This is a genomic window from Myxococcus sp. CA039A (assembly GCF_013336645.1).
GTDB classification, from domain to species: domain Bacteria; phylum Myxococcota; class Myxococcia; order Myxococcales; family Myxococcaceae; genus Myxococcus; species Myxococcus llanfairpwllgwyngyllgogerychwyrndrobwllllantysiliogogogochensis.
Window position 1 is genome coordinate 1 of the sequence record NZ_JABUMQ010000116.1, and the last position, 21,755, is coordinate 21,755.

Annotated in this window: 15 protein-coding genes and 1 pseudogene; 7 read left to right on the forward strand and 9 right to left on the reverse strand. The window is 68.8% G+C overall.

Going from position 1 to position 21,755, the window contains the following annotated elements; translation table 11 throughout:
* The first annotated feature begins 9 nt into the window (after positions 1 to 9).
* The 4 genes and pseudogenes from epsE to mgtE all read left to right on the forward strand — a co-directional run bounded on the left by epsE (position 10) and on the right by mgtE (position 5,863).
* Complete coding sequence (gene epsE, locus HR086_RS20340) at positions 10 to 1,311, forward strand: exopolysaccharide biosynthesis GT4 family glycosyltransferase EpsE (RefSeq protein WP_371817287.1); 1,302 nt, start codon at positions 10 to 12, stop codon at positions 1,309 to 1,311.
* A 339-nt stretch (positions 1,312 to 1,650) separates the two neighbouring features.
* A complete protein-coding gene (gene epsF, locus HR086_RS20345; RefSeq protein WP_174460403.1) occupies positions 1,651 to 3,213 on the forward strand; it encodes a response regulator EpsF in 1,563 nt (520 codons plus the stop codon).
* A 102-nt stretch (positions 3,214 to 3,315) separates the two neighbouring features.
* Positions 3,316 to 4,299: pseudogene (locus HR086_RS20350) on the forward strand (hypothetical protein); the annotation flags it as partial.
* Positions 4,300 to 4,543: 244 nt separating this feature from the next.
* The gene (mgtE, locus tag HR086_RS20355; protein WP_174466435.1) at positions 4,544 to 5,863 is read left to right on the forward strand and encodes a magnesium transporter; all 1,320 of its coding nucleotides are present in this window, start codon (positions 4,544 to 4,546) and stop codon (positions 5,861 to 5,863) included.
* A gap of 4 nt (positions 5,864 to 5,867) precedes the next feature.
* On the opposite strand, the gene wzy is transcribed toward mgtE, so the two are convergent.
* Entirely contained in the window at positions 5,868 to 7,451 is a 1,584-nt protein-coding gene (gene wzy, locus HR086_RS20360; protein WP_373564331.1) for an exopolysaccharide repeat unit polymerase, read from the reverse strand.
* Positions 7,452 to 7,505: 54 nt separating this feature from the next.
* Here wzy and epsH point away from each other — a divergent pair, with 54 nt between their 5' ends.
* The gene (gene epsH, locus HR086_RS20365; protein ID WP_141648136.1) at positions 7,506 to 8,813 is read left to right on the forward strand and encodes an exopolysaccharide biosynthesis glycosyltransferase EpsH; all 1,308 of its coding nucleotides are present in this window, start codon (positions 7,506 to 7,508) and stop codon (positions 8,811 to 8,813) included.
* 8 nt (positions 8,814 to 8,821) lie between these two features.
* On the opposite strand, the gene HR086_RS20370 is transcribed toward epsH, so the two are convergent.
* The 4 genes from HR086_RS20370 to HR086_RS20385 form a co-directional block, all read right to left on the reverse strand.
* Positions 8,822 to 9,727: a nucleotidyl transferase AbiEii/AbiGii toxin family protein gene (locus tag HR086_RS20370; protein WP_174466436.1), complete on the reverse strand. Its 906-nt coding sequence runs from the start codon at positions 9,725 to 9,727 to the stop codon at positions 8,822 to 8,824.
* Positions 9,724 to 10,308 (reverse strand): type IV toxin-antitoxin system AbiEi family antitoxin domain-containing protein, encoded by a 585-nt coding sequence (locus tag HR086_RS20375; RefSeq protein ID WP_174456150.1) that lies wholly within the window; start codon positions 10,306 to 10,308, stop codon positions 9,724 to 9,726. The genes HR086_RS20370 and HR086_RS20375 overlap by 4 nt, the downstream gene beginning before the upstream one ends.
* A gap of 105 nt (positions 10,309 to 10,413) precedes the next feature.
* Positions 10,414 to 10,890, reverse strand: a complete 477-nt coding sequence (locus HR086_RS20380) for a carboxypeptidase-like regulatory domain-containing protein (RefSeq protein ID WP_373564332.1) — start codon at positions 10,888 to 10,890, stop codon at positions 10,414 to 10,416.
* 77 nt (positions 10,891 to 10,967) lie between these two features.
* Positions 10,968 to 11,681 carry a hypothetical protein gene (locus tag HR086_RS20385; RefSeq protein ID WP_174466437.1) on the reverse strand — a complete coding sequence of 238 codons (714 nt, stop codon included), beginning with the start codon at positions 11,679 to 11,681 and terminating at the stop codon, positions 10,968 to 10,970.
* A gap of 191 nt (positions 11,682 to 11,872) precedes the next feature.
* On the opposite strand from HR086_RS20385, the gene HR086_RS20390 reads away from it, so the two are divergent.
* Positions 11,873 to 13,570 carry a DUF4091 domain-containing protein gene (locus tag HR086_RS20390; protein ID WP_174466438.1) on the forward strand — a complete coding sequence of 566 codons (1,698 nt, stop codon included), beginning with the start codon at positions 11,873 to 11,875 and terminating at the stop codon, positions 13,568 to 13,570.
* Here the strand turns inward: HR086_RS20390 and HR086_RS20395 are convergent, their stop codons facing one another.
* Entirely contained in the window at positions 13,571 to 15,760 is a 2,190-nt protein-coding gene (locus HR086_RS20395; protein WP_174466439.1) for a von Willebrand factor type A domain-containing protein, read from the reverse strand.
* A gap of 211 nt (positions 15,761 to 15,971) precedes the next feature.
* Between HR086_RS20395 and HR086_RS20400 the strand changes: the two genes are divergently transcribed.
* Positions 15,972 to 17,384, forward strand: coding sequence for a serine hydrolase (locus HR086_RS20400; RefSeq protein WP_174466440.1), 1,413 nt, complete (start codon positions 15,972 to 15,974; stop codon positions 17,382 to 17,384).
* Positions 17,385 to 17,393: 9 nt separating this feature from the next.
* Here the strand turns inward: HR086_RS20400 and HR086_RS20405 are convergent, their stop codons facing one another.
* The 3 genes from HR086_RS20405 to epsU form a co-directional block, all read right to left on the reverse strand.
* Positions 17,394 to 18,173 (reverse strand): carboxypeptidase-like regulatory domain-containing protein, encoded by a 780-nt coding sequence (locus tag HR086_RS20405; protein WP_174466441.1) that lies wholly within the window; start codon positions 18,171 to 18,173, stop codon positions 17,394 to 17,396.
* 102 nt (positions 18,174 to 18,275) lie between these two features.
* Positions 18,276 to 20,390, reverse strand: coding sequence for a von Willebrand factor type A domain-containing protein (locus HR086_RS20410; RefSeq protein ID WP_174466442.1), 2,115 nt, complete (start codon positions 20,388 to 20,390; stop codon positions 18,276 to 18,278).
* A 140-nt stretch (positions 20,391 to 20,530) separates the two neighbouring features.
* Positions 20,531 to 21,739: an exopolysaccharide biosynthesis GT2 family glycosyltransferase EpsU gene (gene epsU, locus HR086_RS20415; protein ID WP_141647182.1), complete on the reverse strand. Its 1,209-nt coding sequence runs from the start codon at positions 21,737 to 21,739 to the stop codon at positions 20,531 to 20,533.
* Between the last annotated feature and the right edge of the window lie 16 nt (positions 21,740 to 21,755).

A 21,755-nucleotide genomic window follows, 5' to 3' on the forward strand; every position in this document is an offset into this window, starting at 1 on the left:
GGGGAGCGGGTGTCTATCGACCTGCCCCCGGTGATTCCGGGGCCCGCCGCCCGGGCGTGGGGGCGGGCGTGTTATGGAAAGTTCGTGCAGAAGATTGGCTATCTCATCCCTGAGTTTCCCGGACAGACCCACATCTTTTTCTGGCGTGAGCTTCAGGCGCTGCCGGGCAAGGGCGTGACGCCGGAGCTGGTATCCACCCGTCCTCCGCCCGCGCGCATCATTTCGCACAGTTGGGCGCAGGAGGCGATGGCTCGCACCGAGTACCTCTCACCTCCGGGGGCCCTGGGCGTGGCCAAGGCGGCGGCGGAGGTGGCTCGCGCCATGCCCACGGGATGGGCCCGTTGTCTGGCGTCCATTGCTCGCGCGGAGGGCTTGGACGCGAAAGGGCGCGCGCAGCTCCTGGCCTTCGCCGTCATGGGTGGGCGCCTGGCGGCGCTGGCGCGTGAGCGCGGGTGGACGCACGTGCATGTGCATTCGTGTGCCAACGCGGCGCACGTGGCGCTGTTCGCGAACCTCCTGTCGGGGCTGACGTACAGCATGACGCTGCATGGTCCGCTGGACGACTACGGGCCGAACCAGAAGGAGAAGTGGCGCCACGCGAAGTTCGCCTTCGTCATCACGAAGAAGCTGCTGGGGGAAGTGAACCAGGAGCTGGCGGGGCACCTGCCTCCGCGCATCGAGCTGGCGCCCATGGGCGTGGAGCTGGGCAAGTTCAACCGCACGGTGCCGTACTCGGCGTGGACGGGCGAGGGCCCGCTGCGCATCTTCTCGTGTGGCCGTCTCAACCCGTGCAAGGGGCACGCGGACCTCATCGACGCGGTGGGCATGCTGCGCGCGAAGGGCATCGACGCGCGGCTCGCGATTGCAGGCGAGGACGAGGCGGGTGGCACCACGTACCGCAAGGTGCTGGAGGCGAAGCTCGCGGAGACGAAGCTGGGCGACGCGGTGACGCTGCTGGGCGCGGTGAGCGAGGACAAGGTGCGGGGCGAAATCGAGCGCTCGCACATCTTCGCGCTGGCGAGCCTCCAGGAGCCGCTGGGCGTGGCCATCATGGAGGCGATGGCCATGCGCGCGCCGGTGGTGGTGACGGGCGCGGGCGGCGTGAAGGAGCTGGTGGACGACGGCGTGGACGGGCTGCTCGTGCCGCCGCAGGAGCCTCGGATTCTCGCGGAGAAGCTGGAGCAGGTGGCGCGGGACCCGAAGGAAGCCGCGCGCCTGGGCGAGGCCGGCCGTCGCAAGGTGGAGACGCAGTTCAGCAGCGAGAGAAGCGCGGACATGCTCGCGCTGATGCTTCAGCGCGCGGTGGTGTAGTCCGCACGGCGAGGGGTGGCTCGGAGGGAAGGGCGGCATGCGGGCGCCCTCCACGAGCCGCGCCGTGGATCCACGGGGCCTTCGGCGCTTCGCCGCCCAGTCGCTCGGACCCTGGCCACGCGCCCGTCGACATGACGGGGGAGCGTGCCACCGCGTCCCTGGCTCCATACCTTTGAGACTGAACCGGTGGAATCCTCGTGTTTCGCCGTGAGGAGGGCGACCGGGCGTCCGGGCCCTGTGTCGTCAGGGGCTGGGCGGGCCGAGGTGTCGTGGGGGGCTGATCATCGGGGCCGCGCTGATTAAGCGAAGGGGACCTCGGGAGAGAAGGGAGGACCGGCCTTGGAAGGCACCGAGCAGCTCACCCCTCGCGCTCCCGTCCAGGTGGAGCCACAAAGCACCCGCATCCTCATCGTGGACGACCACGCATCGAACCTGCTCGCGCTGGAGGCCATCCTCGAGCCGATGGGACAACGGCTGGTGAAGGCGTCGTCGGGGAGGGAGGCACTGAGATGTCTCTTGCGCGAGGACTTCGCGCTCATCCTCCTGGATGTGCAGATGCCCGGCATGGATGGGTTCGAGACGGCCCGCATCATCCGGCAGCGAGAGCGCACCCGCTACACGCCCATCATCTTCCTCACCGCGCACGGGCGCGACGAGTCGAACCTGGTGCACGGCTATGCGGCGGGGGCGGCGGACTACGTCGTCAAGCCGTTCCATCCGGACGTGCTGCGCTGGAAGGCGGAGGCCTTCGTCGCGCTCCACCTGCGTCAGCGCGCCTTGCAGTTGCAGGAGGCGGCGCTGTGGGAGCGTGAGCGGCGGGTGCTGGAGCGACAGGGCGAGCAGCGGTTCCGCCGGGTGTTGGACTGCATGCCCCAGTTCGTCTGGGCGCTGCTGGCGGACGGCACCATCAGCTACGCCAACCGGGGATGGCTGGATTACGCGGGGCTGTCACCCGAGCAGGGTCGCCAGCGCGAGGAGAACCTGCGCTGCTTCCATCCGGAGGACGTGGGGCGCGTGCAGCTCACCTGGAATGCCTTGCAGCGCTCGGGGCGGCCGAAGGAGCAGGAGTACCGGCTGCGCCGCGCGACGGACGGAGAGTTCCGGTGGTTCCTCTGTCGCACGCTGCCGGAGCGGGACGAGGTGGGGCGGCTCGTCGGGTGGATATCGACGGCGACGGACATCGACGACGCGCGCCGCGCGGTGGAGTCCCTGCGGGCGACGAGCGAGGCGAAGGACATGTTCCTCACCATGGCGGCGCACGAGCTGCGCACGCCGCTCCAGGCCGCGCGCAGCTACGCGGACCTGGCGAAGGTGAAGGCGGCGGCGGAGCTGACGCCGAACGTGGACCGGGCGCTGGCGGGCATCCATCGCAGCGTGAGCCGCATGGCGCGGCTGGTGGAGAACCTGCTGGACGTGGGGCGCCTGCAGCGTGGAGAGCTGTGCCTGGAGGAGAGCGACGTGGACGTGGGCGTGCTGCTCCACGACGTGGCGAAGCACTTCGAGCCCCTGCCGGAAGGGTGGCGCATCGAGGTGTCTGCGCCGGAGGACCTGTCGCTGCGGGCGGACGGAGAGCGGTTGGACCAGGTGTTCAGCAACCTGGTGTCGAATGCGCTGCGCTATTCGCCGGACGGAGGGGCCATCCAACTGGTCGCGAGAGCGGAGCCCGGGTGGGTGCACGTCGAGGTGATGGACCATGGGCTGGGGATTCCCTCGGACCGGCTGGAGAGCATCTTCGAGCGCTTCGGTCGCGCGCACGGCGTGGCCTACGGCGGGTTGGGCCTGGGGCTGGCCATCGCCCGAGGCATCGTCGAGCGCCACGGAGGACGCATCTGGGCGGAGTCGGCGGGCCGCGCGGGCGAGGGCAGCTCCCTCCACATCCTGCTGCCGAGGTCCTTGAGTTGATGCCCTCGCGCTGAGCGAGTCCTGCCCCCGCGAAATGTCGGAGCGCATTGGTATGGGTGAAGACCACTCAGGTGGTTTGGCGCCCCATGCCGGAGGGCTGCGATGGGTCGTGGTAGGGCATTGGTATGGTGGTTGTTGTTGCTCGGGGTGACGGGTTGCTCGTCGACCCGGGTGGTCCGTCTGGACACGGGCACGGGCTCGCCTCGGGTCCACACTCCGCGAGAGGACGAAGACGCGGCTCCGGTGGAGCTGGATGAGGACGCCTTCGAGGAGGCGGTGGCGAAGCTCGCGCGGGACGTGAGGCCCTTCGAGCATCCCTTGAGGGACGCGCGACAGCGCTTCGGCGTACCGGAGCGTGGCGGGGTGTATCTGTATGAAGGGCGCAGGCTCGTCCCGGTGGGGGACGGGGGTGATGCGTCAGCGCCCCAGTTGCTGGAGTCGTACGCGGACGAGGTGCTGACGCGTGACTACGGCCGCTGGTGTGAGCGCGAGCATCAGGGCGGCGACTGTCTCCGGCTGCTGGAGGAGGGGCCGCTGTTGGGGAGCGATGGCAGGTACGCGCTGGCGCTGGCCATCGCGATGGAGGGGGTCTGGGAGGAGACGGACGAGGCGCTGGAGGGCCTGGCGAATCCACACGCGGTCCGGGCGACGCTGACGGCGTCGGTGGCGATGTACCTGCTCTTGTGGTCGCTGCCGGAGCCGTTGTCGAAGGGGTTGGCGTCGTTGCTGACGGCGACGGCGATTGCGTACCTGGGTGTGGACACGGTGTGGCGGGCGTTGGAGGCGTGGGTGGTGATGGTGCGGAGGGTGGATGCGGCGCGCACGTTCGAGGAACTCAGCGCGGCGGGTGAGGCGTACGGGGACGTGCTGGGAGAGAACGCGGCGCGAGTCTTCGTGATGCTGGCGACCGCGGCGGTGGGGAGCACGGCGGGGCTGGCGGTGACGGGCGTGGGGCTGCCGGGCTCGGAGCAGGCCGCGTTGGCCGTCGAGGGGCAGGCGGGCTTCGCCTTCAGCGCGCTGCGGAGCGTGGAGTCGGTGGCGTTGACGGCGGAGGGCTTCACCGTCGAGCTGGCGCCCACCGCGCTGATGACGGGGCGCGACGCGCGGAAGCGGTAGGACCGCCACGGGTCGAGGACGTTCAACCTGGAGGGGATACGGGTTCCTGTCCGAACCCGTGAAGGACTCGTCACGGCTCGTGCGCGCGGGTTCACACTCGTGCTCGCGGGTGTCCTCCAGCGGGCGTTTGAGGTTTCCACGCCTCGGGCGCCGTGCTTGAACGCGTCCCCAGTGCGAGGCCGGCATCCGGCCCGCGCGCGAAGGGAGGCGAGCCGTGGCCCCCGAGTCGGACCCCATCCACGAGGACGAGCTGCGCGACGCGTGGCCCGTGCTCGCACCTCGAGACCGGGTGGAGGGCTTCCGGCTTTTGCCGCCGTCGAGCGCGGACGACTTCTTCCTCTCCCTCTCCTCGAATGACCAGGCGGGGCTCCTCCAGGCCCTCACCCCGAGCGAGCGGCGCATCTGGATGCGCGTGCTCCCCCCGGACGACGCCGCGGACGTCATCCAGAGCCTCCCCGTCGAGGAACACGCCGCCTGTCTCGCCCTGCTGGATGACACCTCCCGCCGCGAGGTGCAGGTGCTCCTGGCCTACGCCGAGGACGCCGCGGGCGGCCTGATGAACCCGCGCTTCGTGCGCGTGCGGCCGGAGATGAGCATCGACGAGGCGCTCGGCTACCTGCGCCGGCAGGCCCGCGAGCAGGTGGAGACTGTCTACTCCGCCTACGTCCTGGACTCCGAGCAGCACCTGCTGGGCGTGGTCTCCCTGCGCCAGCTCTTCCAGGCCGCGCCCGGGAAGACGGTGCGCGATGTCATGCGGACCGAGCCCGTCACCGTGCGGGAGGACACCCACCAGGAAGGCGTCAGCCGCCTGTTCGCGGAGCACGGCCTGTCGGCCATCCCCGTGGTGGACGCGCAAGGCCGCATGCGGGGCATCGTCACCGTGGACGACATCGTCAGCGTCGTCCAGGAGGAGGCCACCGAGGACATCCAGAAGGTCGGCGGAATGGAGGCGCTCGACGCGCCCTACTTCGACGTGGGCTTCTTCGCCATGGTGCGAAAGCGCGCCGGCTGGCTGCTGGTGCTCTTCGTGTCGGAGATGCTCACCGCCACCGCCATGTCCCGCTACCAGGACGAAATCGCGCGCGCCGTGGTGCTCAGCCTCTTCGTGCCGCTCATCATCTCCTCGGGGGGCAACTCGGGCAGTCAGGCCACCACGCTCATCATCCGCGCGCTCGCGCTGACGGACGTGCGCCTGCGCGACTGGTGGCGCGTGCTGCGGCGGGAGCTGCTGTCGGGCCTGGTGCTGGGCGTGGTGCTCGGCACGGTGGGCCTGGCGCGCATCCTGCTCTGGCAGCACCTGTTCCACAGCTACGGCGAGCACGCGTCGCGGGTGGCGCTGACGGTGGGCCTGTCGGTGCTGGGCGTGGTGACGTGGGGGACGCTGTCCGGGGCGATGCTGCCGTTCGTGTTGAGGCGGCTCGGCTTCGACCCGGCGAGCGCGTCCGCGCCCTTCGTCGCCACGCTGGTGGACGTCAGCGGACTGGTCATCTACTTCACCACCGCGGAGCTGCTCCTGCGCGGCACGCTGCTGTAGCCCTTCAGCTCCGCTTCGCCATCGCCGGGTCATCCGCGTTGACGTAGACGATGGCGCCTGGAGGCGGCTCGGGGAGCAGGGGCGCGGTGGGCACCAGCGCGCTGTTCGGCATGGGCCACGCGCCGGTGGCCACGGCGAGCTTCCCGGACGTCACCACGCACAGCGAGGTGATGAACGTGCAGATGTACGAGATGATGCCCATGTCTCCGAACACCTGATTGATGTAGCAGACGATGGCGCCGACGATGACCATGGCTGCGGCGCGGTGCTCGGAGACGTGCGAGCGATGGTAGGAGCGCACCGCGAGATAGAGGGTGACGACCAGGTACATCCACACGCCCGTGTAGCCAACCATTCCACCGAACGCGAACAACCCCAGCAGGGAGTTGTGCGGGTGGTAGCGGTACTGGGGGAACACGAAGGCGATGTTGGGCAGCGGAATCGGCTCCAGGAACTCGTGGCCGTAGCCGGTGCCGAGCAGCGGGAACTGGGTCCACGTCGCGATGACGTCCAGGTTCTCGATGTCGCGATAGTCCAGGTTGCCTTCGCCACCCTCACCGTCGATGAGTGAGCGGACCTTGTGCACGGGCGCGAAGGCGCCGCCGCGCGCGTTCCACCCCACCGCGAAGTAGACGACCAGCAGCGGGGCCAGCAGCACCATGCCCCGGCTGAAGGTGCGCTTGATTGCGGGCCATGGGGTGATGAGGTAGCCGGCCAGGAGGCAGCCCACGAAGCTGACGTAGGCGAGCCGGCGGTCGTTGTACATCATGCCCATGAAGATGCAGAACATGAGGAGCAGCCCGCGCAGCGCGTGAGCGCCCTTGGGCTTCTCCAGGAAGCGCATTGTCGCCACCAGCAGCGCGAAGTTGAACGTCATCGAGTCCGAGTGACACGTGGTGTACTCGACGAAGACGCCCATGGAGGGCACGACGATGGCGCCGAAGTAGACGCTGATGGCGGCCTTGGTCAGCCCCGCGGCGATGACGGTGCGCGCGAAGATGGGCCAGTCCTCCGGCCCGCGCATCGCATAGTGATACATCGCGACGATGAACGGCATCATCGCGGCCTGGTGCCACTGCCACAGCGAGTTCTTGATGTCCCCGCCGCGCATGACGCCGCGCACCTCCATGAAGAGGATGGCGATGAGGGACAGCGTCACCACGGCGATGAGCGGCCGGGGCATGGGCAGCGCGGGTGGGTCGATTTTCGACCGAGTCACCCGCCGGTACATGGCCAGCCCCAGCAGGCCGAGGATGAGCACGTCGACCAGGGGGAAGCGCAGCGCTCCAATCTTGGTGATGTAGCTGAGCTGGGCGAAGAGCAGCTCACCCAGGGGGTGGAGCGGCGAGGGCCAGAAGCCGGACTGGGGGCGCTCGGGGACGTAGTCCACGGCGAGGACCAGGTAGGTGACGGCCATGACGGGGTAGCGGACGGGGACCTTCACCACCAGCCACAGGACGGCGGCCACCAGGACTGGGGCCAAAGCGACCACAGGGTGCAGCAGGGCCCCGCCCACGGTGGCGAGCACCAGGGTGCCGAGCAGCGCCACGAAGCGCAGGTAGGAAGGCCGGTCCGGGTCGTACGTCACGACGCGGGGGAGGCTACATCTGGAGGGCCGGTTGGGATAGATGAAGGCACACGTATGCCTGCTCCCAGACCACGCGTCCTTCTGATTGCCGAGCTGTGCAACCCTGACTGGGTGAGTGTCCCGCTGGAAGGCTGGTCGCTCTACCGTGCGCTGGCCGAGGTGGCGGACGTGCACCTCGTCACGCATGTGCGCAACCGGGAGAACATCCTGAAGCAGGGGGTGCTGGAGGGCGCTGGATTCACGGCGCTGGACTCCACGCCGGTGGAGAAGCCGCTCGACAAGGTGGGGCAGCTCCTGCGGGGCACGGCGGGCGTGGGCTGGACGACGGCGACGGCGTTGAGCGTGCTGCCGTACTACTACTTCGAGGAGGTGCTGTGGCAGCGCTTTGGCGCGCGCATCAAGGCGAAGGAGTTCGACCTGGTGCACCGCTACACGCCCATCAGCCCGACGACGCCGAGCACGCTGGCGCGGCGGTGCAAGGCGGCGGGGGTGCCGTTCGTGATGGGGCCGCTCAACGGCGGGTTGCCGTGGCCCAAGGGTTTTGGTGGGGCGCGTCGGCGGGAGAAGGAGTGGCTGAGCTACGTGCGGGATGCGTACAAGCTGATGCCCTTCTACAAGTCCACGCGGGAGAGCGCGGCGGCCATCATCACCGGCTCGCGGGCGACGCGGGGGCAGGTGGCGGACACGTGGCAGGGCAAGACGGTGTACGTGCCGGAGAACGCCATCGACACGAAGCGCTTCGGCACGTCGAAGTCGGAGGGGCCGGTGGAGCTGCCCTTGCGAGTGGCCTTCGTGGGGCGCTTCGTGCCGTACAAGGGCATGGCCATGTTGATGGAGGCGGCGGCGCCGCTCATCCGTGAGGGCAAGGTGGTGCTGGAGTACATCGGCGATGGGCAGGAGATGCCGAACCTCAAGGCGCAGGCGGCGCGAGAGGGCATCGAGTCCGGGGTGACGTTCGCCGGGTGGGTGAAGCACCAGGAGTTGCAGGGGCGGCTGTCGAAGAACCACGTGTTCGGTTTCCCGAGCGTGCGCGAGTTCGGCGGCGCGGTGGTGTGCGAGGCGATGGCGTTGGGGTTGGTGCCCATCGTGATGGACTACGGCGGTCCGGGAGAAATCGTCAGTCCGGCGACGGGGTTCGCGGTGCCCATTGGAACGCCGGAGGAAATCGTGGCGCGGGTGCGCGAGGTGCTCACGAAGCTGGTGGCGGACCCGTCCGTCATCCGTCCCATGGGGGAGCGGGCGCGGGAGCGCATCTTCAAATACTTCACCTGGAAGGCGAAGGCGGAGCAGGTGCTGGAGGTGTACCGCTGGGTGATGGGTGAGCGCGAGAAGCCGGACTGGGGCATGCCCCTGGCGGACTGACGCGCGCCTCACTTCCTGGGCCTCCAGGCCCAGGCTCGAGGACTCCACGTGGCGTCCTCTTCTTCCAGGAGGATGGGGTCGAGGAAGCCGCGCACCGCAGCGAGGAGCGCGTCGAGGGTCTTCCAGGGCAGGCCATCCTGCTCGGCCATGGCGCGGTAGGGCCCGCTCCACTCGGCGGGAGGCGGTGGAAGGAAGAAGGGCAAGGGGTGTGTCTTTCGGAAGGTGAAGGTCCGAGAGAAGGCCGCGCGCAGAAGGTTCGCGTCGATGGCCCGCACCGTCCCGAGCAGCGCCAGGTCCGGCAGGTCCTTGACCCGGGTGTTGGGTCGAGCGCGCGGCAGGGTGTAGGCGTGGAGCTTCTCCGCGAGATGCGTCTCGAGAGGATAGAGGCGGAGCCGGGGTGGAGGGATGCCCGCGAAGCCCAGTGAGTCCTCCGCATCGAGGACATCGGGCTCACCGAGCAGCGGGTCCCCGAACGCCACGTCGACGCCGAAGGGGTGGCCGAACAGTTCTCGCTCGATGCGGCACTCGGCGCGGAAACGCCGTCCGTCATATCTCAGGCCCTCGGTCTGGATTTCAGGATGGTGGGTGTCGAGCCGAAGCTCGAAGCGCATGAAGTCGCCGAGGTCGAGCTGCCCTGAGTGCTGAAGGCGCGCGAGCAAATCCTTGGGGCTTCCCGTGAGGCGCAGGTCCACGTCGCGCGTCGTCCGTGCCCGCTCGAGCCGCAGCTCGAGGACCAGTCCGCCCTTCAGGGTGACAGCGTCTCCAAAGGCCTGGGTGGTGCGCGCGAGGAAGCGATGGAAGACGAGCAACTGGCGCCGACGGCTGAAGTCGTCCCCGTGTTTTGAGGTCTTCCTCAGCCGTTGCTCAAGAGCATTCTTGAAGGCGCCGCCCGTCAGGTAGCGGCGAGTGCTCATCTCTTCCGGCGTCCTGTTGGTGGCGTAGCGGCCTGGATTCGCGCCACGTCGGACTTGCGGATGAGCCCCCGGGCAAGGGCCTGGGAGATGGCTTGATGCAGCAGCTCCGGTGAGAGCTGCGCGCTCGCGCAGTCCTGCAACGTGCGGAGCGGCGATGTGACGGGAATCGCGGCGGGCCGGGTGCGCTCGGCCTTGGAGATATCGGCGTGGTGGAGCACGACGCCTGGAGGGACGCGGAACCGGCGATGCTTCCAGTCCGCGGGCAAGGTCAGGTGGATGCGATTGGGCAGCACGTCGGAGAGCTGATGCAGGGACAGTGCCGTCTCGTGGGAGAAGACGCCCTGCTGCTCCGACCAGAGCCAGACGGTGACGAGCGCTTCATCCTGGGCGAGCGGGTAGTGCACCAGGCGGTACACCCCTCTCCGGACTCGGACGACCTTGCCGATGCGCACGTAGTGGACGAGGAGCTGGGGCGAATACCCCGCCTCCGCCGCCTGCTTCGTCGTGAACAGGCCCGCCTGCCCCAGCGCGAAGTCGAAGAGCCGATTCCAGTCCGGCGCCAGGGCGCGCTTGCGAGCCATGCACGAAACTAAAATGCCATTTGAGTTTCGTGCAAGGTCGGCCAGGAACCCGCACGAAACTAAAATGCCCTTTGAGTTTCGTGCGGAATGACCCGGGCCTCCGTGTCACTTCCGGGTCTGCTTCACGCTGACCGGAGCCGGCGGCGGCGGAGGCGGCAGCTCGAGCAGCTCCACCTTGACGCGCACGGTGCGGTTGGCGCGCAGCAGGATGTCCGAGCGCGAGTAGGTGTTGAAGTCGGGGTGCTCGAACCGCAGCGTGTATGTGCCCGCGGGCAGCATGGGCAGGCGGTAGCGGCCCTGCTCATCCGTCACCGCACCGCGCTCTCCCCTGAAGCTCGGCGAGGTCGCGATGACCGCCACGTCCGCGACGGGCTTGCGACTCTTCACGCCGATGATGGTGCCAATGAACACGCCGGGCGGAGGCGCGTGCTCGGGAGTCTCCGCCCGCGACAGCACTGGCACGGCGACCAGCAACACCAGCATGCACAGCGCATAGGGGGCGATGAGCTTCACCATGGAAACCTCGGTCAGACTCGCGAGTGAGGTGTCCATGTTCTCGACCTGGCCCGCGACAAGCCTCACGCCCGGCTCGTCGCTGCATCACGGTTTCAGCATGGCCGCCGGTGCCCATGCGCGCCCTGAGCCCGACGCTCTTCGCTTCAGCGCTTCGAGACGCTCGACATCGACGTCCGCGAGGGCTGCTCCTCCAGGCTTTCGCGCAGGAGCTGCTCGGGAGTCCCCGGTGCCAGCTCCGCCAGGGACTGGAAGCCCCGCGGCGGACCTTGGAGTCCCATGCTCACGCGACGCTCGCCCTCGTCGGCCTCCGCGACGGGCGCGCCCTGGGCCTCCCGCGTTGCCCATGACCCGCGCAGGCTGATGAGGGGCGCGTTGCGCAGGCTCATTACCTCGGTGAACTCCGGGACGTCGGAGATCCGCTCCATCTCGTCCCCCATGCGGATGCGCACCTCCGAGCCCGTGACGGCGATGCGCCGGAGGAACTCCTGGTCCACCTGAACCCCCGTTGTCATGGAACCCACGTCGACGGTCGGCGCGACACTCCCCGGCTCCAACGTCTCGATGGGCCCGGTGGCTCGCGCCGCATCCAGGGCGACCACGGGACGGTTCGGGCGCCGCCTCACCGTGGACGTGCGGCTCGCTTCACCTGCCTCCAAGCGGGGCGCCTTCTCCTCCTCGCCCACGCACCCCGTCAGCGACTCGTCCGTGCCAGGTCCCGTGTTCCGAGTGACGGTGACGCGGACGTCCTCGGCTTGAGCCCAGGCGGCCGGGGCCACCCACCACATGAGTCCACACAGCACCCCACGAAGGACGGACTTCATGCGGTCAACCTCGAAGCGTTGAGAGAACGCCATCATCCGGAAGCTCCTCGGGATGATCTCCCCGAGAGGCTCCTGACCTGGTCATGGTTTCGTCACGGAGGAGGACTCGGTGGGGTGGATCCACCCGGGGGCAGCCCGGCCCGACACCCGGGCGCAGCGTGTGAAAGCCGACCTTCCGTCCGGAGTGAATCCTCCGGGGTGCCCTGGACTCACTAGCCTTCCGTTCCATGCGCTTGCTCATCCAGGGGTTCATCCTGTCGCTGGTGCTGTCCGGGGTCTCCGCCGCCCATCCCCGCCCCGGCCCCGTCTGGGCCGAGAGCTCCATGGTGAAGATACGGCCCCAGACGCAGCCTCGGGTCGAACGGGAGGTGGAGCTGGTCGGCGCCCGGAACGAATACCTCTCCTTCCAGGTGGGCCTTCACGGAGGCACCTCGGGCCTGAGGGACGTCCGGGCCCGGCTGCCCGCCCTCTGGAACGGCCTGCGGCGCATCGACGGACCGGACATCCTCCTCTATCGCGAGGCCCTCCTGGACATCACCCGGCCCACCCCGCCGGACACGGAGCCGGGGCGCTGGCCGGACGGGTTGATTCCGGACGTGGACGAGGTCGTCGGTGAGCAGCGCTCGGCCTTCCCATTCGATGTCCCCGCCCGGGAGGCTCGGGGCCTCTGGGTGGATGTGCACGTGCCCGAGGATGCGCGCCCCGGGCGTTACCACGGCCTCGTCGAGGTGACGGGCCGGGGCTTGCGCGAGTACGTGAAGGTCCGAGTCACCGTGGTGGAGGCCACGCTGTCCAGCACGCCCTCCCTGCGCACGGCCTTCCTGCTGTGGCCGCCCCACGTCTGCCGCGCCTTCACCGGCGACCCGAGCTGTCCCGTGGACACGCAGGTGCGCCTGCTGAAGCAGTTCCACCAACTGGCGCTGTCCCACCGCTTCACCCTGGCGAGCGCGTTCCCCCGCCTCCCCGAGCAGCCCACCTGGGACCTGCCCGACTACGACACCTTCGACGCGCGCTGGGGCCCGTTCCTCGACGGCTCGGCGCCGAACCCGCTGCCTGGTGCGCGCATGACGAGCCTCCAGTACCTGGGGCCCGGCACCGCGCCGGATCTCGCGGAGTTCGAGCACGAGGCCCGCACCCGAGGCTGGCTGAGCCGCTCGTTCGACTACGTGGGCGACGAGCCGCCCTATGGCACGTCCTGGGAGGCCGTCACGGAGCGGGCCCGGCTCACGCGCGCCGCCGCGCCGGACCTGCGCACGTTCCTCACCACCACGGTGACGGAGACCGAGGCGCATGGACTCATCGAGGACATCGACATCCTCAGCGTCCTGGTGAACTTCATCGACGGGACGCAGCCCCCGTACGAGGGCAACCAGCGGCCGAAGTACGACGCCTTCCTCGCCAGGCCGAACCGTGAACTATGGCTGTATCAGAGTTGCATGAGCCACGGCTGTGTGGAGGGTGAGCCGCCGCCGCCGGAGAACCAGCCGGGGCAGGGCTGGCCCTCGTACATGGTGGACCGCTCGGCGGCGAAGGCGAGGGGCATGCAGTGGCTGACCTTCCGCATGGGCGCCACCGGTGAGCTGTACTACCAGACGGTGGGCCTGCTCTCCACGGCGTGGACCACTCAGTTCCGCTTCAACGGCAACGGGGACGGCACGCTCTTCTATCCGGGGCTGACATCGGTCATCGGAGGCACCACGGAGGTGCCGCTGCCCTCCATCCGGTTGAAGCTCATCCGCCAGGGCCTCCAGGATTACGAGTGGCTCCAGCGGGTGAGTGACGCGGGCGACCCTGGGTTCGCGATGCAGGTCGCCGAGCAGCTCATCCCCCACGCGTGGGCGGTGCCCGACGACGGGGCGCTGTTCGAGCGCGCCCGCCTCAGGCTCATCCGTCGCTACCTGGAGCTGCGCGCACGGGAGCGCTAGTTAGAGCACCGAGGGCGCCTGGTCGTAGTCCATGCTCTTCAAGGGGGCGAGTGACTCGAAGCGGTCCTGCCGCTGGTCGAGCGCCGCCGCCTTGCGGATGAGGTCCCCCAGCTCGCTCACGTCCTGACGGTCCTTCAGGCCCACGCCCCGCCACAGCTCCAGGAGCGAGGCGTACGTCAGCGGGCGCGTCCAGTAGGAGCCTCGGAGCTTCTCCGCGAAGGCCGCCGCCACGTAGGCCAGACGCGTCGTCGACTCGGCGGTGGCGAAGGAGGGCCGCAGCGCGGTGACGGGCAGCTTCATCTCCAGCTCCTTCGAGTCCCCACCCTCCGGCGCCTTGTAGCGGATGCGCAGCGTGCCCAGGTTCGAGGCGCCCTCACGCAGCTTCACCTCGTAGAGCGCGGTGACTGAGTGGCCCGCGCCCACCTCGCCCGCGTCCACGCGGTCATCGCGAAACTGCTGCTTCGTCAGCATCCGGTTCTCGTAGCCGAGCAACCGGTACAGGGAGACGTCCTTCGGGTCGAACTCCACCTGGAGCTTCACGTCCTTGGCCACCACCTGCAGTGTCCCGGTGAGGTTCTGCACGAAGATGCGGTGCGCTTCCTTCAGGCCATCCACGTAGGCGTAGTTGCCCTCGCCCACGTGGGACAGGCGCTCCATCAGCGCGTCGTTGTAGTTGCCCATGCCGAAGCCCACGGTGGACAGGGTGATGCCCCGCGCGGCGAAGCCCTTCACCTTGGCCCAGATGCCATCCGCGTCGGAGACGCCGACGTTGGCCACGCCGTCCGAGCAAAGGATGACGCGGTTGATGCCTCCCGGGATGAGGTGCTCGGAGGCGATTTGATAGCCCAGCTCCAGCCCCTCCTGCGCGTTGGTGGAGCCCTCGCTGTAGAGCCCGTCGATGGCTTCGAGCAGGCGGGCCTGCTGGGTCGCGCTCGTGGGCGCCAGCACCCGGCGAGCCTGGGAGCCGTAGACGACGATGGACACGAAGTCCCGCTCATCGAGCTCCTCCACCAGCATCCGCAGCGCGTGCTTCACCAGCCCGAGCCGGTTCTCCATGTTCATCGAACCGGAGACGTCGATGACGAAGACGAGGTGGCTCGGCTTGCGCTGTGCGTCGCTCACCTCGCGCGCCTTCACGCCGATGCGCACCACCTGGTAGCCCTTGCGCACGGGCGAGGGAAAGCCCTCCACGTGGACGCCGAACGGCGCGTCCTCCGCGTCCGCGTAGCCGTAGTCGAAGGTGTTGACGAACTCCTCCACGCGCACGGCCTGTTCGTCGGGGAGGGCCTGGCGCTCCAGGTACGCGCGAGTCAGCGTGTACGAGGCCGTGTCCGTGTCCACGGAGAAGGTGGAGAAGCGCTCCTCCTCCGTGTTCACCGTGGGGTTCACCCCGTGGCCCTTGAAGTACATGTCGAGGAACCGGGCGCCGTTCGGCGGGACGAGGGGCGCGGGCGGCGGGCTCGCTGGAGCGGGGAGGGCAACGGGCGTGGCCGCCGGAGGCGTGGGAGCGGAGGCGTGGCTGACGGACGTGCCCGGCGGTGGGCCGTTGACGCCGTAGGCGCGGCGGGACTCGACGAGGCCGGCGGGACCGATGCCGTAGCTGGTGTTGGGGATGTTGGGGGAGATGGGGCCGGGGTTCGCGACGGGGACTCCGTACTCCTCGTTGTTGCTCGTGCCCGCGAGGGACTCATGGGAGCGAGAGGGTCCACCCCGGCCTCCAGGCCGAGCGACGGCGATGCGCTTGATGAACTCCTGGTCCACGTTGACGCCCGCCGCCGTGCTTGCCACGTCGATGATTTGCCGTGTGCCAGGAGGTGGCGTGATGACGACCTCGATGCCTTCGCCGCGAGAGTTATCGGGAAGCAGGCTGGCGTCGGCGCGCTGGGTTCGCCCTGCCTGGACGCGGACCTGGTGCCGGATGCTGGGATAGAACTGCTTGCCCGCGAAGCGCAGTGTGTAGACGCCCGGTGGAAGCGTGGTCATCCGGTAGCTGCCCCAGGTGTCGGTCTTCGCCGACCAGGAGCCAGACTGCTGGAGCGAGGTCGCGGTCACCTCCACGTCGACGAGGGACTTGTGGCTGCGTGAGTCGATGACCGTGCCGATGAGGGTGCCCGTGGCCTTCCGTGCCAGCGCGGGCAGGGCGAACAGCAGCAACAGGCCACACAGCACACCGCGAATGACTGGCGTCATGACGTCCACCTCGGAGCTTGGAGAGGTGTCCATCGTCCGTGAGTCGCACCGCGTGAACCGCACGTGCGCCTCTTTGCTGAGTCATCGTTTCATCATGGGGCGCTCCACATGCTTCTCACGCGGCAAGGACCTGTCCCGGTGTCGTCCTTCCTCTTCACGAGTGGAGGCCGGGGATGCTCTGGTGCGGCGTCCTCTTGGGTCAGGAGCTTTCATGCGACGTGGTTCGCGGTCCTTCTCGGCGTTCGTCGTCGTCCTTGTCGGGCTGCTCGCGGCGGGGCCCGCGGCGGCACAGGGCTCGCTTCGTGAGCGCATCGACGCGTTCGTTCGCGCGGAGCAGAAGCGTCAGGGCGTGGTGGGGCTCGCGGTGGGCGTCGTGCAGCATGGGCGCGTCGTCCTGGCGAAGGGCTATGGCTCCGCCAACCTGGAGCACCGCGTCCCCGTGGGGACGGACACGCTGTTCCAGTCAGGCTCCGTGGGGAAGATGTTCACCACGATGGCGGTGATGGCCCAGGTGGAGGCCGGCAGGATTTCGCTGTCGGACTCCATCACGAAGTACTTCCCCGACGCTCCGGCCTCGTGGGCGCCCATCACCGTGCGCCACCTGTTGAATCACACCTCCGGCATCCAGGACCTGGAGGGCCAGCTCGACGAGCGCAAGGACTACACGGACGAGGAGTTCGCCCGGTTCATCTACGCGCTGCCCCTGGATTTCCCCGCGGGCGTGCGGTGGAGCTACAGCAACTCCGGCTATGTCCTTTTGGGGCTCCTGGTGAATCGCGTCGCGGGGACGCCCTACGGCGAAGTCCTCGCCACGAAGGTCTTCAAGCCCGCGGGGATGAAGACGGCGCGCGGCATCAGCGAGGCCGACGTCATTCCCAACCGCTCCTCCGGCTATCGACTGGTGGGCAGCGAGGTGAAGCACCAGACCTGGGTCTCCCAGTCCCTCAACACCACGGGAGATGGGTCGCTCTACTTCTCGTTGAAGGACATGCTGGCGTGGGACACCGCCGTGCAGCAGCGCTCCCTGCTGAGCGAGGAGAGCTGGCGCGAAATCCTGTCCCCCGCGCGGCTCAACAGCGGGGCCACACAGCCGTATGGGTTTGGGTGGCAGCTCCTGGAGCGCAACGGAAAGCCCCTGCATCAGCATGGCGGTGCATGGCAGGGCTTCCGCACCGTCTACTCCCGCTTCCTCGGGGACTCGCTGTCCATCATCGTACTGGCCAACACGAATCGAGCCAGCCCCGCGAGATTCGTCGAGGGCATCGCCGCCATCGTCAACCCCGCGCTCGCCGTGCCGAAGCTCGCGCCCATCGAGGACGGTGAGCCCCAGGTCACCGCCCAGCTCACGGAGTTGCTCGAGGATGTCCGGATGGGGACCGTGGACCGCACCCGCTTCGCGTATGCCCCGAAGTGGCTCGTCGACGAGGCGCTGCCGCACTTCCGCGAGCTGCTCGAGCGCCTTGGCGCCGCGGGGCCCCTGGTGCTGGCCCAGAGGGAGGTGGTGGGCGATGACCGCGTCTACACGTACCTGGTGCGCTTCGGCGCGGATACCCATGTCTACAGGGTGGCGCTCATCCCGGACGGCCGTGTGACGGTCCTCAGCGTGAGCGAGCGGCCGAACTAGCGCGACCCTTCACCGGAGCGAACGACTCGAAGTGGTCCTGGCGCAGGTGGCCCGAGGCCGCTTCGCGGAGGAGGTCACGCGGCTCGCTGACGTCCTCGGAGGTGCATGACGAAGGAGGCGAGTGCGGCTCGGTGGAGCGCCGCGCCGGGGGCTTCTGGGGACCTCGACGCTGGGGATGGGATGGAGCCGAAGCGTCATCGACATGCCGGGCATGGCGGGGGAGAAGTTGTACCGAGGGGGCGCGTGGCTGACGGGGGGCTCCTGCTTCACGGGCTCGGGCCTGGCCTCGGCCTCGGGCCAGCACTTGGACGCGCGGGAGTTGTTGCCCTGGCCCCGCACGACCGGCCGGACGACGTCGGTGCACTTGACGAACTCCTCGCTCATGTTGACGCACGTGTTCCGTGCGCCCGCATCGATGAGGGGTGGCTTGCCGATGACCTCCAACGGCTCATCGATGGGGACGAGCGGCAGCGCGATGTTGACGCGGCGGGTGCGGTTCGGTCGCAGCTGGACGTTGTCGCGCATGAAGGGCTGGTACGGCTCCTTCTGGAACACCAGGGTGTGCATGCCGGGCGAAAGCTCCAGGATGCGATAGGTGCCCTGGGCATCGGTGAGCACGGCGATTTCGCCCAGGAACGTGGGCGACGTCACCGTGACGACCACGCCGGCCAGGGGCTCGAGGCTCCGTGCGTCGATGACGGTGCCGACCAAGGCGCTGCTCTGGGCCAGCGCCTGCGAGGCGAAGAGCCCCAGCAGGCCACACAGCATCCGAGGAATGACAGCGTTCACGAGAGCCCACCCCTGCGTTTCGAAAGGTGGCCATCATCCAGAACGCCCGTGCCTCGCACCGCACGCGAGGCTCCAGGCTTCATCATGGTTTCGGCACGTCCTTCATTCGAGCCCGACGTCCTGGGGCCCCGAGGGTTCGTGGTCGAAGTCCATCGACTTCACCGGAGCGAACGACTCGAAGAGGTCCTGACGCTTGTCCAGTGAGGCCGCCCTTTGGATGAGGCCGCCCAGTTCGCTCACGTCCTCTCGTGCCTTCAGGGGGGCGCCCAGGCCCTCCCACAGCTCCACCAGGGCGCCGTACGTGAGCGCGCGCGTCCAGTAGGAACCCCGCAGCTTCTCCGCCAGGGCCGCCGCCACATAAGCCAGTCGTGCGGTGGGTGCCGCCGCCCCATAGCTGGCCTGGAGCGCACCGCGAGCCAGCTTCGTCTCCAGTTCCTTCGAGTCCCCACCCCCCGGCGCCTTGTAGCGGATGCGCAGCGTGCCCAGGCTCGGCGCGGGTTTGTTCAGCTTCACCTCGTAGAGCGCGGTGACGGAGTGGCCCGCGCCCACCTCACCCGCGTCCACGCGGTCATCGCGGAACTGCTCCTTGGACAGCATCCGGTTCTCGTAACCGAGCAGCCGGTAACGCGAGACGGCCTTCGGGTCGAACTCCACCTGAAGCTTCACGTCCTTGGCCACCACCTGGAGCGTCCCCGTGAGGTTCTTCACGAAGATGCGATGCGCTTCCTTCAGGCGGTCCACGTAGGCGTAGTTGCCCTCACCCACCTGGGCCAGCCGCTCCATGAGCACGTCGTTGTAGTGGCCCATGCCGAAGCCCACGGTGGACAGGGTGATGCCTTGCGCGGCGAAGTTCTTCACTCGCGACCAGATGCCGTCCGCGTCGGTGATGCCGTTGTTGGCCACTCCGTCCGAGCAGAGGATGACGCGGTTGGTGCCTCCTTCGAGGAGGTGCTCGGAGGCGATTCGATAGCCGAGCTCCATGCCGGCCTGTGCGTTGGTGGAGCCCTCACTGTGCAGCCCGTCGATGGCGGTGAGCAGGCGCTCCTTGTCTTCCGCGCTCGTGGGAGGCAGCACCTGCCGCGCCTCGGAGCCGTAGACGACGATGGAGACCCGGTCTCTCGCGTCCAGCTCGTTCACCAGCAACAGCAGGGCCCGCTTCACCAGCCCGAGCCGCTGGTCTCCCTGCATTGAACCGGAGACATCGATGACGAAGACGAGGTGGCTCGGCTTGCGCTGCGCGTCGCTCACCTCGCGCGCCTTCACACCGATGCGCACCACCTGGTAGCCCTTGCGCGCGGGGGAGGGAAAGCCCTCCACGTGGACGTTGAAGGGGGCATCGGCAGGGGCCGGGTAGGCATGGTCGAACGTGTTGACGAACTCCTCTACGCGCACGGCTCCCTCACTGGGGAGCACCGAGCGCTCCAGATATGCGCGCGCCAGGGTGTACGAGGCGGTGTCGGTGTCCACGGAGAAGGTGGAGAAGCGCTCGTCCTCCGTCTCCACCGTGGGGTTCACCCCGTACCCCTTGAAGTACATGTCGAAGTAGTGCGCGCGAGTCATCGGCTCGCCGCGCCGGAGTCTCCTGAGGGGCTGCCCCGACGGAAGGGGATGGAGCCGCAGCGTCATCGACATGCCGGGCATCGCGGGGGAGAGGTTGTACACAGGGGCCGCGCTCACGACGGTGAGCGCCTCCTCGATGGGCACGCCGTACTGGTCGCTCTCGGCACTCGGGGCCAGCTCGGCCAGGGATTCGAAGGACCGTGACGTGCCGCCCGAACCGGGAGCGGCGATGCGCCTGATGAACTGCTGGTCCACGTTGACGCCCGTGGGATAGCAGCCCTCGCAGATGGTCGGAGCGCCGCAAGTCTCCACCACCTCGCCGAGGGACTCGGGGAGCAGCTCGACGTTGACGCGGATGGTGCGGTTCAGCCGCAGTTGCACGTCGCTCCGCGCATAGAGCTTGTACTGCGCCTTCTCGTAGCGAAGGGTGTACACGCCGGGAGGGAGCTGGGGGATGCGGTATTCGCCCTGGGCGTCGGTGAGGACCGTCTGCTCGCCCTGGAGATTGGGCGACGCCGCGGTGATGACCACGTCGGGCATGGGCTGACGGCTCTGCGCATCGATGACCGTGCCGGTGATGGTGCTGCTCTGGGCCAGCACCTGCGAGGCAAACAGCGCCAGCAGTCCACACAGCATCCGAGGAATGACAGCGTTCACGAGGCCCACCCCTGCGTTTCGAGAGGTGGCCATCATCCAGAGGGCCCACGCCGCGCATCGCACGCGAGGCTCCAGGCTCCATCATGGTTTCCGCACGAAGCGGACGTCACGGGCCCCGGAGGGCCCGGCACATCAACGCATCAAGGGCGCTCGGCCTCGCGCGAGGTGCGCACCCACTCGCCGCGCTTCTCCGCGCCGGGGCCGCGCAACATCAGCCCCACCTTCCACACGACGTACACAGGCGCCCACGCCAGGTCCAACAGGCCGCGAGGCCCCACGCCGGACACCCACCAACCGCGCAGCACGTACGCACCCAGGCTCATCAGCCCGAAGCCCGCCAGCGCCGACGCCCACACCGCCGTGCCACCCGACAACCACACCAGCACCGACGCCGCCACCGCGCTGCCCACCGCCGCGAGCACCAACTGGCTCAAGGGCGGCACCAGCACGTCCATGGACAAGTCGAGCAGCAACCCACTGCGCTGCTTCAGCGCGTCCTTCAGGAGCGGCCAGCCGTGCAGCTTGCGCATCTGGCTGCGCCCACCCTCCCAGCGCTGGCGCTGCGAGCGGCTCTGCTTCTCCGCGGAGACCATCTCCCCCTGCACCTCCGCCTCCCAGGCGTAGTGCACGCGGTGGCCCTTGCGGCCCAGGCGGATGCCGTACTCCAAATCCTCCACCACGCTGAAGGCGTCGTGCGGCACCTCGCGCAGCACCGCGTGCGTGAAGCACATGCCGTTGCCGCGCAGGCCGCAGGAGACGCCCATCGCCTCGCGCCCCGACGAGCGCACCTTGTGGAACATGCCCAACGCAATCGTCATCAGCCGCGTGCGCCACGACGCCGTCGGGTTCATCACCCCGTAGTGCGCCTGCGCCGCGTGCGCGCCGTCCGCGAGCCGCCGCGCGTACGCATGCAGCAGGTTGGGGGACACCACCGTGTCCGCGTCCACCACGACGACGGCGTCAGCGAAGCCGTCCTTCTGGCTGAACTCGAAGGCGTACGCGAGCGCATAGCCCTTGCCGCGCTTCTCCGTGTCGTGCCGCTCCAGCACCGTTGCGCCCGCCTCGCGCGCCTTCTCGGCCGTGGCGTCCGAGCAGTTGTCCGCCACGACGAGGATGCGCCGCAGCGACGCGGGGTAGTCCACCGCGGACAGGTTCGCCACCGTGCGGGCGATGCCCAGCTCCTCGTTGTGCGAGGGAATCACCACGTCGAACTTGCGCGTGGGCGCGGGAGGCACCGGCGCCGCGCGCCGCCACGACAGCAGCGTCAGGAGCAGCAGGTAGCCGCACGCCACCACCACCGGCAACAGCGCCACGCACAGCGCCAGGTCCACCCAGGTCCACACCGTCACGAGACTCTCCCCCGAG